General features: G+C 40.2%; 12 protein-coding genes. 5 read left to right on the top strand and 7 right to left on the bottom strand.

Annotated features, from left to right (window positions below):
* Positions 1–133 precede the first annotated feature (133 nt).
* Positions 134–1,792 carry a M20 family metallopeptidase gene (locus tag LLY41_RS17910; protein ID WP_304586011.1) on the top strand — a complete coding sequence of 553 codons (1,659 nt, stop codon included), beginning with the start codon at positions 134–136 and terminating at the stop codon, positions 1,790–1,792.
* Between the two features lie 43 nt (positions 1,793–1,835).
* On the opposite strand, the gene LLY41_RS17905 is transcribed toward LLY41_RS17910, so the two are convergent.
* The 4 genes from LLY41_RS17905 to LLY41_RS17890 all read right to left on the bottom strand — a co-directional run bounded on the left by LLY41_RS17905 (position 1,836) and on the right by LLY41_RS17890 (position 4,699).
* The gene (locus LLY41_RS17905; RefSeq protein ID WP_095243694.1) at positions 1,836–2,834 is read right to left on the bottom strand and encodes an inorganic phosphate transporter; all 999 of its coding nucleotides are present in this window, start codon (positions 2,832–2,834) and stop codon (positions 1,836–1,838) included.
* A 12-nt stretch (positions 2,835–2,846) separates the two neighbouring features.
* Complete coding sequence (locus LLY41_RS17900; RefSeq protein WP_048011739.1) at positions 2,847–3,464, bottom strand: DUF47 domain-containing protein; 618 nt, start codon at positions 3,462–3,464, stop codon at positions 2,847–2,849.
* A 192-nt stretch (positions 3,465–3,656) separates the two neighbouring features.
* Positions 3,657–4,295, bottom strand: coding sequence for a FusB/FusC family EF-G-binding protein (locus LLY41_RS17895; RefSeq protein WP_095243695.1), 639 nt, complete (start codon positions 4,293–4,295; stop codon positions 3,657–3,659).
* Positions 4,296–4,435: 140 nt separating this feature from the next.
* Positions 4,436–4,699, bottom strand: a complete 264-nt coding sequence (locus LLY41_RS17890; RefSeq protein WP_076262708.1) for a CD3324 family protein — start codon at positions 4,697–4,699, stop codon at positions 4,436–4,438.
* Positions 4,700–5,088: 389 nt separating this feature from the next.
* Between LLY41_RS17890 and helD the strand changes: the two genes are divergently transcribed.
* The gene (helD, locus tag LLY41_RS17885; RefSeq protein ID WP_095243697.1) at positions 5,089–7,356 is read left to right on the top strand and encodes an RNA polymerase recycling motor HelD; all 2,268 of its coding nucleotides are present in this window, start codon (positions 5,089–5,091) and stop codon (positions 7,354–7,356) included.
* 490 nt (positions 7,357–7,846) lie between these two features.
* A complete protein-coding gene (locus LLY41_RS17880; protein ID WP_179288975.1) occupies positions 7,847–8,104 on the top strand; it encodes a GlsB/YeaQ/YmgE family stress response membrane protein in 258 nt (85 codons plus the stop codon).
* Between the two features lie 329 nt (positions 8,105–8,433).
* Here the strand turns inward: LLY41_RS17880 and LLY41_RS17875 are convergent, their stop codons facing one another.
* The gene (locus LLY41_RS17875; protein WP_095243700.1) at positions 8,434–9,354 is read right to left on the bottom strand and encodes an RluA family pseudouridine synthase; all 921 of its coding nucleotides are present in this window, start codon (positions 9,352–9,354) and stop codon (positions 8,434–8,436) included.
* Between the two features lie 342 nt (positions 9,355–9,696).
* On the opposite strand from LLY41_RS17875, the gene LLY41_RS17870 reads away from it, so the two are divergent.
* Positions 9,697–10,095 carry a YhcU family protein gene (locus LLY41_RS17870; RefSeq protein WP_095243701.1) on the top strand — a complete coding sequence of 133 codons (399 nt, stop codon included), beginning with the start codon at positions 9,697–9,699 and terminating at the stop codon, positions 10,093–10,095.
* 32 nt (positions 10,096–10,127) lie between these two features.
* Here the strand turns inward: LLY41_RS17870 and LLY41_RS17865 are convergent, their stop codons facing one another.
* The gene (locus LLY41_RS17865; RefSeq protein WP_095243703.1) at positions 10,128–10,598 is read right to left on the bottom strand and encodes a thioredoxin family protein; all 471 of its coding nucleotides are present in this window, start codon (positions 10,596–10,598) and stop codon (positions 10,128–10,130) included.
* Entirely contained in the window at positions 10,598–11,038 is a 441-nt protein-coding gene (locus tag LLY41_RS17860; RefSeq protein ID WP_095243704.1) for a disulfide oxidoreductase, read from the bottom strand. Before LLY41_RS17860 ends, LLY41_RS17865 begins: the two co-directional genes overlap by 1 nt.
* A 345-nt stretch (positions 11,039–11,383) precedes the next feature.
* Between LLY41_RS17860 and LLY41_RS17855 the strand changes: the two genes are divergently transcribed.
* Entirely contained in the window at positions 11,384–12,886 is a 1,503-nt protein-coding gene (locus tag LLY41_RS17855; RefSeq protein WP_095243735.1) for a bifunctional GNAT family N-acetyltransferase/carbon-nitrogen hydrolase family protein, read from the top strand.
* The last annotated feature ends 152 nt before the right edge of the window (positions 12,887–13,038 follow it).

Genomic DNA, 13,038 nt, shown 5'->3' with positions numbered 1-13,038 from the left:
ATTGGCTGTTTCATCCAATATATATGAAAAAGCATCTCTATTGCTATTTGCTTCCCCGATATAAAAAAGTGTTGATTCTCGATAGTGGATGCTTATACACTAAGGTCAAACGACAACGAAATGGGGTTGGCCAATGTTTGCAAATCTTAAAACCATGAATCTTAGTCAGCAGGCCGAATATTTAACAAAGGCCCTTGTGCAGATGGAGAGCTATAACCATTCAGATGGAGAAGGGCATAAGGCTGAATTTCTAAAGGAAGTAATCTGTTCGTATCCATCTTTTCAGGATAATGATCATTTAGTATGGACCCAGGAAATCCCCGGAGATGAATTGGGCCGCAAGAATGTGTTTGCCTTCCTCAAGGGGAGGGAGATGAGCAAAAAAACCATTATATATCTGGCCCATTTGGACACGGTCGGCACACAGGATTTTGGTCCTATTCAAGGCATGGCCCATAACCCCGATAAACTTCAGGAGTTTTTTGAACAATACGGCTCTGATCCGGAAGTGCAGGAAGATGCCCGGTCCAATGAGTGGCTTTTTGGAAGAGGGGCATTGGATATGCAGAGCGGAATTGCTGTCCATCTCGCCAATCTACTGTATTTTTCGGAAAATCCCGGTGAGCTGGAAGGCAATTTGCTGGTTATGTTCAACGCTGATGAAGAGGGTGAGCATAAAGGAAGCAGAGCAGCGCTTTCCGAATTGCTGAGGCTGAAAGAAAAGATGGGCCTGGAATATATGGCTGCCATAAATAATGATTTTATCTCGCCATTGTATGACGGAGATGCCACTAAGTATATCTACACGGGTACAGCAGGCAAGATTTTGCCCTGTTTCTCCATTTTCGGAAGGGAGACCCACGCCGGTGAAAGTCTTGCAGGAATTGACCCTACATTAATTGCTTCAGAGCTGACTGCGCGCATCAGCCAGAATTTCCAGCTGACTGAGAAGCTGGAAGGAGAACTGGTGCTTCCGCCAAGCTGTTTATACATGAGGGATGATAAAAAACGATATGACGTTCAGACGGCAGTTGGCTGCAGGGTTTACTTCAATTACTTTTTCTATGAGAAACCTCTCAAGCAGCTTTCGAAAGAACTGAAAATGATTGCAGAAGATGCGTCCATCGCTGTCGAGAACCGCCTGGAAGGTGCCTATAAGGATTTTCGGACCGTCAATAAGCTGCCGGAAAGACAGCTGGACTGGGGAACAGAAGTGACGGCTTTAGATGAATTCCTTGTCTATCTTGAAGAAAAGGGCATTGATACGGTAAGTGTTATGGAAGAAGCAAGGAAAAAGAGCTCGCTTCATGAAACTGATGCCAGAATGATTGCTTTTGATATTGTAGAAGCTCTTCATCAATCAGACCCTGAGAAAAAACCCAGAGTGATTCTTTTTTATGGAACACCCTTTCTTCCTGCCAACACGATTGATGTGACTGCAGAAAGAGGCATCTTTTTAAAAAGCTGTCTGGAGGAAGTGCTTGCTGAAGAGACTGAGAAAACAGGCGAGACATTTAAGGTCCGCAAATATTTCCCTTACTTATCGGATGGAAGCTTTTTATCTTTTGACGGCTCGGATGAGGACATTCAATCTCTTAAAAAGAATTTTCCTGCTTTAAAAAGCCTTTTTCCTATCCCATTAAAGGCGATGAGGGATTTGAATATACCTGTAATTAACCTGGGTGTTTATGGAAAAGCTGGCCACAAGTGGACTGAGCGGGTCTATAAACCTTACACATTTGACATTTTGCCTGGGGTTATCCGGAATGTGACAAGAAGGATACTTAAATAACCGGGAATAAAAAAGGAGCAGGCCAGGCCCGCTCCTTTTAAAATTAAAAAATTGCATTCAGGATAAGGTATACAATACCCGCTAATGTTGCTGATATCGGCAATGTGATTACCCATGTGATAAGCATTCTCTGTGCAGTTCCCCATTTTACTCCTTTAAGCCTGTGGGCAGAACCTACACCCAGGATAGAAGAGGAGATAACATGAGTAGTACTGACTGGCAAATGAATATATGTAGCACCGAAGATGATCATCGCACCTGTTAAGTCAGCAGCCACTCCATTAATCGGGCGAATCTTCATGATTTTTCCGCCGACTGTCTTAATGATTTTCCAGCCGCCGATGGAAGTCCCGAGACCCATTGCTAATGCACAGGAAAACTGTACCCAAAATGGTATATCAGTTGAAGTGACATAGTTGTTTGCTATAAGTGCCATTGTAATAATACCCATGGCTTTCTGTGCGTCATTTGTTCCATGTGTATATGATTGCAGAGCTGCTGTGAAAATCTGGAACAGCCTGAAGTTCCGGTTTGTTTTAGTCAGGTTGTTGTTTTTGAAAACAATCTTAAAGATGCTGTAAACAATAAAACCGGCTGCAAATGCAATTAACGGCGAAAAAATAAGTGCTTGAAGGATTTTTAAAAATCCCTGATAGTTTAAAGCTGAAAATCCTGCTGCGGCAATTGCAGCACCGGCAATTGAGCCTATGATTGCATGGGAAGAGCTGCTTGGGATGCCATAATACCAAGTCAGCAGATTCCAGAATATCGCAGCCACTAAAGCAGCCAGAATGACAAGAGAACCATTTTGCAAAGTGAAAGGGTCCACTATATCCTTTGTTATGGTTTTGGCCACCCCAGTAAATGTCATGGCACCAACAAAGTTCATGACAGCTGCCAATAGGATGGCATGCCTTGGTTTAAGAGCCTTCGTGGAGACAGAGGTAGCAATTGCGTTTGCCGTATCATGAAATCCATTGATAAAATCAAATGCCAGAGCTCCAATGACAATTAAGATTGTAATAACAAATACTGCATCCATTGTGATCGCCCCTTAAGCATTTTTCATGATGATGGTTTCAAGCGTGTTGGCGACATTCTGGCAGCTGTCAGCAATATCTTCCAGAGTTTCATAAATTTCTTTATACTGAATAATCCGGATAGGATCTTTTTCAGTAGCAAAAAGATGCTTGATTGACTGGCGGCGGACTCCATCACACTTGGATTCGTAATCTTTGATTTTGATCGCATGATCTCTTATTTGCAGTAATTTCTTAGTTGAAAGAAGTTCAACAGACTTTTCAATTTCAATTGCACAGTTCTTAATCGCATCCACGAACTTCAGCATAAATTCATCTGCCTGTGTCATGGAATACATTTCAAATAAATCAGCACATTCCTCAAATCCATCCAGCACATCATCCATGCTCATGGCGAGGTGAAGAATATCTTCTCTTTCGATCGGTGTAATAAAAGCGTTATTTAATTCCTTAATGACTTCATGGACATAGGAATCGCCTTTTGTTTCATAGTCCTTCATCGTTTTTGAAAAGGTTTTTAAATCACTGACATTGTTGATCTTATAGTCGGCAAAATAAATTGCACTATCCTTTAGATTCATGGAAATATTGCTTAACAGCGTGTTAAACTTGTCCTTTTTCTTAAAAACCATTTTTTTACCCCCAATATTTTAGGAAAACTTCAATCAAACGTAATTATTTTATACGAAATCGACAAAATATGATAGTTTTTTTTATTACAGTAATATTCCCTTTATTAATAAGAATAAACGAAAAGACTATTTTCAGCTGAAAAAAAGACACCGCCAAATTCGGCGGTGCCTTAATTATGGGGAAATGACAATCTAGCCTTTCAGCCTTCCAATAAAATCATGCAGTTTTTCAAGTGTAATCAAATTTTCATTGCACTTGCGGCTGTCCCGACAAATGTAATTCCCTCTTTTGGTATAGGTGCCTAACTGAGAACCCTTAACCTCAGTCAAGAACATGCCTGTTTCTTCGAGTTTGTTGCAGATGGCACAGATTCCTTTTTTGCCAAGAGGTCTAAATGTTCCGTATATGCCAGTCAGCTTGCCATCCAGCAGGCTGATCATGTATTTCCTGTTTGTACCCTTGTCGTCCCATCCCAAGTAACTTATTTCCCTGAAATCGATATTTTCAGGTGCTGGCATTTTTAGTTTTTTTGCCTTGGGAAACAGTTTTTTGATCGATTGTTCAGTTATAGACGGAAAGGGTATTACATATTCCTTTATATGCGCTAAGAAGGCATCTGCCTGATCTCTTTCTTTAATATCACTGACTGGGGAAAGAAGCTGGTTTTGTTCCTCACTCATCTCTGCAAAAAGACCCAATACCTTTTCAGCAGAAAGGGATTTCAGTGCATTCAGCACCCCTGTATCATTGACAGATGCATGGCCATTAATTAGCACTTGCGTCTGATATTTAATAAAATTATATTGATCATTCCTTATAAAAGGTTCCATTATACACACTCCTATACTTTCAGCACCTTTATATATCAACCTCACATTATAAGAATGGCATAAAAATGTAAATGGATAAAATGATTAGGAAACGAACTTGGCATATGAAAAAGCACTGAACAAAGTTCAGTGCGGAAAATTCATTTTTTATAAACTATTTTTTTGATTGTTTCAGCGGAAAGAAAATATTCCTCCGCCAATTGGGTGATGGTTTTGCCGTTCTGAAAGGCGCCTTTTATAGAATGGTTCCTTTCATCCAGAGCTTTTCTTGCTCCAGAGCGGGAACCCCATTTTCGGTAGTCCTTTTCCGGTTTGGGAATATAAATAGCCTCACCCTGAACGTATTTTTGAATCTCAGCGATCAGATTCTCCGGTAAAACGGCATTAGCTTTTACATAACTCATTTCTGCCAGCTCCTTATTTATTTTGATAATAAAAAATGAATAAGGTGCAAAGCCGATATCAGAAATGGTTTTAGCTGAATGGGCGATAATATTTAATTCATTACCGCCTCATGCAAAGTATCGCCACCAATATCAGGCTTTGCATGAGACGCTGCATTATCAGGCATTGCAACTGCAATGGCCATTCCCATCACCTCCTGAAATGTATTTTTTCATATTATAAATTAAAATGATTGCTGATGTATATATCTGTGCAATTCGACAAATTTCGGGCGGTGCCTGTCACCACTTGATTATTGCAGACTTTTCTGATAATATATTTTTCTGCCCACGCGTACGCTCATATGTATTTCTCCATTGCGGCTGAAAAAATTTGAAAGGAGAAACATATGTCATCCCAATTTGAACACCCCGATTTTCAGAAAGAAGTTCAGCGGCTTGAATTTACGAAACGTTATATTGATGTCGTGATTAAAACGTCAGAATCCAGCAAAGACAAGTTTCAGGAAAATATGAAAGAAGCTTTTGAAGACGTTGACTGGCTTGAATCCAGCTTAAGTTACTCTTCGCTCCTGACAAATGCCCTTTTTTTTGAAATGTCCAAAGATGAATTAATGCAGCTGAAAAAGGCCCGGAAAAAACCTTACTTTGCCAGAATTGATTTCTTAAGGCAGGATTTAAACGAAGAAGAGATCCTGTACATAGGCAAAACTTCATTGTATTCAAGAGAAAATCAGGAGCAGATTATTGTTGACTGGCGCTCTCCGATAGCCAATTTATATTATGAAGGCAGACTGGGAGAGGTTCAATACGATTCTTATGAAGAAAGCTTTACGGGACACTTGTCGTTGAAAAGGCAATATATGATAGAAGACGGGTTTCTGGATGAAATCCGGGACATTGACCTCACGACTACAGATGAATTGCTTCAGGAATCACTGTCCAAAAGCTCAAGCAACCGCCTCACTGAAATTATTTCAACCATACAGGAAGAACAGAATAAAATAATACGTGCTGATTTGAATAAGCCCATCATTGTGCAGGGGGCGGCAGGCAGCGGTAAGACAACCATTGCACTGCATAGGATAAGTTATTTCATTTATCAATACAAAGAAAACTTTGCCCCGGAACAGCTGATGATATTGGCGCCGAGCAGGCTTTTCATTGATTATATTTCAGAGGCGCTCCCGGAACTTGGGGTGGAGAGAGTCCGACAGACAACTTACCAGGAATATGTCCTGGAGTGTCTTGGCGAGGATCTAAAAATGGCTGCTGACAGCAAACTCGTGAACCTGCTTGAAGACCAGGGAGGTGAAGAAGTAAACCTTGCAGCCTGGGCATCATCTATTAAAGGTTCGCCTGTATTTCAAACCATTCTTACTAATTACCTCAGAGAAATATATAATAGCTTCTGCCCCAGTGATGATTTTATGGTAGATAAATTCAGGCTTTTCAGCCGCAAAAAATTCTATCAGCTTTTTTTGGAGGATTACAAATACCTGCCTCTATATCGAAGGCTGGAAAAGTTGAAGGCTGTGCTTCAAAACGATCTGGCTAAGAAAAAGAAAAATATCATTAAGAAAATCGAAACGTATTATGACGAGAGAATCGAAAGGGCCCTGTACAGAGGAAAAGATCCTGAAAAAAGAAGGCAGTATGTTTCCGATGCGCTTGATAAAAAGGCATCCAGACTGGAAGAACTTAAGAGAAGCTTCAGGACAGCTGTGCCAAAATACATGAAGCAATTCCCGAAAAAAAGCCTGGTCAGGTATTACAAAGACCTATTTGAAGACCCTGTACGTCTTTCAAAATTATCAGGCGGAAAATTGCCTGTTGACGATGCACACAAACTTTGTGAATATTGCCGGAAGTTGTTTAGAAAAAAAGTGTATGAGAGGGAAGACTTAGCTTTGATGCTTTACCTGCAGGAAAGCCTTTTTGGCATTCCCAAAGAGCTGAAGGCGAAAAATATCGTCATTGATGAAGCCCAGGACTACAGCTTTATGGAACTTCTCTCATTAAAAAAGTCACTTGATACAGATATGTTTACACTAGTGGGGGATCTTGCCCAGGGAATTCATTCCTACAGGGGGCTCACGAGCTGGCAGGAAGTCCTGGACTATATTTTCCCCCGTGCAACATATACAGAGCTTCAGAAAAGCTATCGTACTACAGTGGAAATTATGGAAAAAGCAAATAAATTACTTAAACTTCTTCCTTATTCATTCCCCGAGGTGGAGCCGGTCGTCCGCCATGGCAGAAATCCTGAGTTTATCAGGAGGAAAGATGGGGGCGAGCTGGTAAAACAGCTTGAGGAACAGGTCATGTCCTTGAAAGAAGAAGAGTATAAAACATTTGCGGTGATCGGGAAAACGATGAAAGACTGTCAGCTCATTCACAGCCTTTTTGAAAAGCATGCGAGGCTTCCTTTTAAACTGCTGCAGGAACAGGAAAGCATACCGAAGGATGAAATCGTTATCGTGCCATCATACTTGGCCAAGGGACTTGAATTTGATGCCGTTATGATCCTGTCCATGGAAGAGGAGTTTTCCAGAGATTCTGAACTGGACATTAAATTGCTTTATGTCGCCATGACACGGCCTCTACACCGATTATATTTTTATGGATCGAAACAAGGCAATTTCATAATAGTTTAAACCTTCAGCAGCTGATTTTGTCAGCTGCTTATTTTTTTCGAAAATGATCCTGTCCTTTGTTTAGGACATTTTTTCATCGGGAAAATCATTTTTACCTGAGAAAAAATGGAAAGGGGTGCGAAAAAATAAAATCCCGGCATGTGCCGTTTATATAGATGGGCGATTGCATCACTAATGCAATCGCTTTTGATTTTGAATTAACTGAAGATCACATGAGTCAGTAGAATACATTAAATATTAACCATCGTTTTTATGCCGATCCGGACAATTTTAACTTTTAAAATCCTTATGCAATAACATTCTGAAGGGTGTTTTTTTGTTTTATAAAATTTTTCCAGAAGAATAGTTTTTAAATTTTTGGTTTTAGATAATGATTCCTGGGTAATTTAATTGTACAAGCAGATAAGATCACCAAAAGCTGCGCAGCTGAATGAAATTCTTTATCTGAACAAAAGCTAAACTAAATTAAAACGAGGAGTGATTTTCAATGATGAGCTTTTTATGGGCATTAATTATAGGTGGTATCATTGGTTGGTTAGCAGGTATGATTTTAGGAAGAGATATTCCAGGCGGAATTATTGGTAACATCATCGCTGGTTTCATTGGTGCATGGTTAGGTTCATTAATTCTTGGTGATTGGGGTCCAGTCGTAGCTGACTTTGCTATTATTCCTGCTTTAATTGGTGCTATCTTGCTTGTATTCATCGTAGGCTTCATCATGAGGGCTATGCGTAAATCTCATGACTAATAGAATTAATCTAAAGAAGTCCCATTTGGGGCTTCTTTTTTTGCATTTATCCTTCTGCTTTTTAGAAAAGGCTCTTTTCGTATAAATTGTTGTTTTTCGCTTATCAATGTTGTCCGTTGATTTCCGTTCCAGGATGCTCGCTTTCCACGGGGCGGGCGGTGAGCCTCCTCGACGCTGCGCGTCTGTGGGGTCTCACCTGTCCCGCTACTCCCGTAGGAGTCTCGCACCTTCCACTACAATCAACTCAGTAAATATAATATAAATAGCAACAAACTTTGCGAAAACAGCCTTAGAAAACTAAAGCTGCCTTAAGATAAGGCAGCTCTAAGTTAGAAACGATATGGGTCAATTCCTTTGAAAATCCCGGGAGCATCCAGGAAAGGCGCATGACAGACAATATCCTCTTCTAAGAATGGGTGCGGAATCTCAAGCTTTACTGCGTGCAGTGCCTGCCGTGCAAAAACAGGTTTCCCGCCATATAAAGTATCCCCGGCAAGAGGATGTCCAATATGGCTTAGATGAACACGGATCTGGTGTGTTCTGCCTGTATCCAAACGGCACTTTATAAGTGAAAGATTTTGTTTAGGATAGTACTCAATTAATTCATAGTTCGTTGAAGCAGGCTGACCGCCTGGGGATACCCTTCTCCTGGTTGGATGATGCCTGTCGCGCCCGATTGGTTCCCTGATGGTTCCTTTGTTTTTTAAAATTTTGCCATGGACTAAAGCCAAATATGTGCGCTTAATTCTTCTTTCTTCCAGCTCTTTATCCAGAATAGCCCCCGCTAATGCATGCTTCGCAAATAATATGGCACCGGTTGTATCACGATCCAGGCGATGTATATGTTTTATGCCTCTATACTCCCCCTGCATTTGCATATGAAAAGCTGCGGCGTTTGCGAGGGTATTCGCTTGATCCGGTGAGTTAGGATGCGTGTCCATGCCGGCAGGTTTATTCAAAACAAGCATATGGTCATCTTCAAAAAGAACATCAATCTCATAATAAGATGGAATAACGCCTGGATCTTTATCCTCGAAAAATTGAAACTTTAATTTATCTCCTGCATGCACCGGTTTTGTCCAATTGGCAGGTTCATCATTCGATAACACCTGTTTTTCCATTCTCATATTGTGTGTTTGTTTCTTTGGTGCTCCCCATAATGACCGGACAATATATTCGATTGAATATCCTTCCCAGTGGCCAGGTACTTCTATTTCACACCATTCACCAAACCTTTGCAGTTTTACCATAAATTACTCCTTATCCTGATTGAATAATCTTACCTTTATTACATATAAATTAATGACAATAATATTTTAGCCTTTAAAGACAGCTGATAAAAGGAATAGTTGATCTTAAAAATTATTGTAATATTGAAAATACCCTTTTATTTTGCTGAAAATGGGGTTATTATAGAGCTTTAGAACTATTTATTTTGCATTACACCTGTTCCATCTATTTCCGGAGGAGGAATAAATACCAGCAAATCCCTGCTCCATGGGTATAATTACCACCCTAAAGAGCTTTTAGAATATGATATTCTTATGTATATATTACGAACTGATTACAAGGATTACAAAGGTGGGTTATCAGTGAAGGTTGTATTTGCATCAACTCCTGATCAGGAACAAAAAATTCAAGAATTAATACGAAAATTCTATTCAAATGTGTTTCCTCTTTATTTCACTGACGATGATATAAGAGAATTTGAACAGCAGAGGGTTTTACATACTTCTACCAGACACTTTGAATACTTTGGAACATTAAAGGAGGCATATCAGGTTATAGCAGGGCTGCAGACGCTCATGGCTATTCTTGAATCCCGCCCAATGAGCGGCAAATATGAAGCGATATTCTTCAAGAATGTTCAAATACTTCAAGAATTCGGCTTATCCTTTCCGTTTGATTACAGTCATTTTTGCGGAGAGAGAATGCTCCGGAATGATTTATTCAGTGTTTATGCTAAAGCCGCAAATGAAATGCTTGTATGAGAAAACGCCTGCTGCCTGCAGGCGTTTTTTGGTTATTTGGAATTCTCATTAAACCACTGTTCAAAAACTTCCTTTTCCTGAGAACCGGTAATCCTGTTAACCTCTTTGCCGTCTTTGTATTGAACGATTGTTGGAGTTTCCTTAATTCCGTAATTATCCCAGCCGTCTTCAAATTCAAGCAGGTTGAATTGCACCAGATCAATACCCATATCTTCTGTAAGCGGAGCCACCACAGGGGTAGTCTTTTGGCAATGAGGGCATGTCGGGCTATAAAAATAAACCGTTACATCTTCTTTTTCATCTAACTTTTTGTCCAATTCCTCGGGAAGGATCAGGTTTTGATAATTCGGGTCTTCAAGCTGTTTGACTGTTTCAGGATGAAGTGAATCCTTTCCATATGGATTTTTCTCTGACACTTTTTCTTCGTTTTGCATTTTAGTTAACATTCCAACTGCTGCAAATAATGCAACGATAATGGCAAGAAATATAATGACCTTTTTCATTATTCTGCTGCCTCCTTCGTTTTCTTCCAGATAAGGTAACTGCAAATAAAAATAATAATAAAAGCTGTTAATGCTAAAAAAGGAATTGTAACAAATCCCAGCCAATTAATATACTGCCCTGTACAGGGAACTCTCCCGCATGCTGCTGCACGATCAGCCATAAATGAAATCTTCTGGATGGAGTAGTGGTAGATGGAAATGCCGGCTCCAACAGCAGATAACACCATTGTATATAAGCTGATGCGATAATCCTTCTTAACCACAGCCAAGCCTAGTATGACAGCAAAGGGATACATGACAATCCTCTGATACCAGCAAAGCTCGCACGGTTCATATTGCCTGATTTCCGAAAAATAAAGGCTGCCGAACATAGCAAGAATCGAAGCTGCCCAGGCAATAAACAGCAAATTCTCCCGCCGGTCTGTTTGTGTTTTCTCCATAATAATCTCCTTATTAATATGTACTCTAAAATTATAAAGCTATTGGACATCCCTTGTAAATCAACATGTGCAGACAATTAGCAGAAATGGGGCTTTTGTGGCAAAGATATTAACGGTTACAATAAAAAGAAGACATTTAACACCTTTATAGAAATATATACAAAGGAAAAGAAGCAAGATAATTAAGAGGGAATTTACTTAAGAAGTTACGAATGCAGCAAAAAAGGGAAAAGATTTGTATATCACTGGAGAGGCTAAGGTCCTTTTAGCTCCCATGATAATTATTATTTCCGAAGGAGTGCACCACCATTGACAAAGCTTGATTTAACGAAATTCGAGAAGAAAATGATTATCAGAAATACCCGGCATTCAGATATAGATCATATCATTGCCCTTCAGGAGTTATGTTTTCCCGGCATGGTTCCCTGGAAGAAGGATCAGCTTGAAAGCCATCTGGAAATTTTCCCGGAAGGCCAGTTTGTTGCAGAATATGACGGAGAAATCATCGGATCCTGTTCAAGCCTTATAATAAACTTTGATGAGTATGATGACCGTCATTCCTGGGATGATGTGACAGACAAAGGATACATAACGAACCATAATCCGGAAGGCTATAACCTGTATGGAATAGAAGTAATGGTTCATCCTGATTACCGCAGAATGAAAATCGGCCATCGCCTGTATGAAGAAAGGAAGGAGCTTGTCAGGTCTTTAAATTTAAAAAGCATCATCATAGGCGGACGAATTCCAAACTATCATAAATACTCCAATGAAATGAACCCGCGGGAATATGTTAACGAAGTGTCGCTTCATAAAATCTATGACCCGGTTTTATCCTTTCAGCTCCTGAATGGATTTACCCTTATGAGGATTAATCCCAACTATTTGCCTGACGATGTACAGTCAAATAAATATGCAACCCTGATGGAATGGAATAATGTCGACTACAGACCAATGAGCAAACGCTTTTATAAAACGAGCTACCCGGTCCGTATATGCGTGGTTCAATATTTAATGAGGCAGATAAAATCCTTCGATGAATTTGCCCATCAGGTGGAATATTTTACAGATGTAGCTTCTGACTCAGGGTCCGATTTTGCCGTTTTTCCCGAGTTATTTACTACCCAGCTGATGTCCTTTTTGGAAGAACGTTCACCAAGCCTTGCGGTCAGAAAGCTGACAGAATACACTGAGCAATACATCGAGTTATTTACGGATTTGGCAGTCAGATATAATATCAATATCATTGGCGGCTCTCACTTTGTTAAAGAAGAGGATGATGAGATTTATAATATCGCATATCTTTTCCGCCGGGATGGAACGATTGAAAAGCAGTATAAGCTCCATATTACGCCAAATGAGCGGAAATGGTGGGGAATCAGCCGCGGAGATGAAGTAAAGGTATTTGATACGGACTGCGGGAAAATAGCCATTCAAATCTGCTATGACATCGAGTTCCCTGAGCTTGCGAGAATTGCGACAGAAAAAGGTGCCAAAATTATATTTACCCCTTTCTGTACCGAAGATCGCCAGGGGTATTTAAGGGTACGCTATTGTGCTCAGGCGCGTGCTGTTGAAAATCAAATATACACGGTTATTTCAGGTACGGTCGGCAATCTTCCGCAAACAGAGAATATGGATATTCAGTATGCACAATCTGCCATTTTTGCACCATCCGATTTTGAGTTTGCCAGGGATGGAATTGTAGGGGAAACAAATCCAAATATTGAAATGGTCCTGATCGGTGATGTTGATCTGGAAATCCTCCGCCGCCAGAGGCAGGATGGCACGGTGCGCCAGCTAAAAGACCGCAGGCATGATATTTACAGCATTAAATATAAGAAGTAATATATAGTTGCAGCTTGAGCGCCTTTCAACTGGCGCTCAAATGCTTTTATTGGACATACATAATCTAAGGGTGGAATTTGTCAAAATAACTCGGATATTTTTAAAAGGAATATCCATCTGGAACTCGAAAAGGATATGCAGAAGCTTTTTTA

The sequence above is a fragment of the Cytobacillus firmus genome (assembly GCF_023612095.1).
GTDB lineage: Bacteria > Bacillota > Bacilli > Bacillales > Cytobacillaceae > Cytobacillus.
The sequence above is the reverse complement of the archived record's forward strand: the minus strand, read 5'-3'. Positions and strand labels throughout refer to the sequence as shown.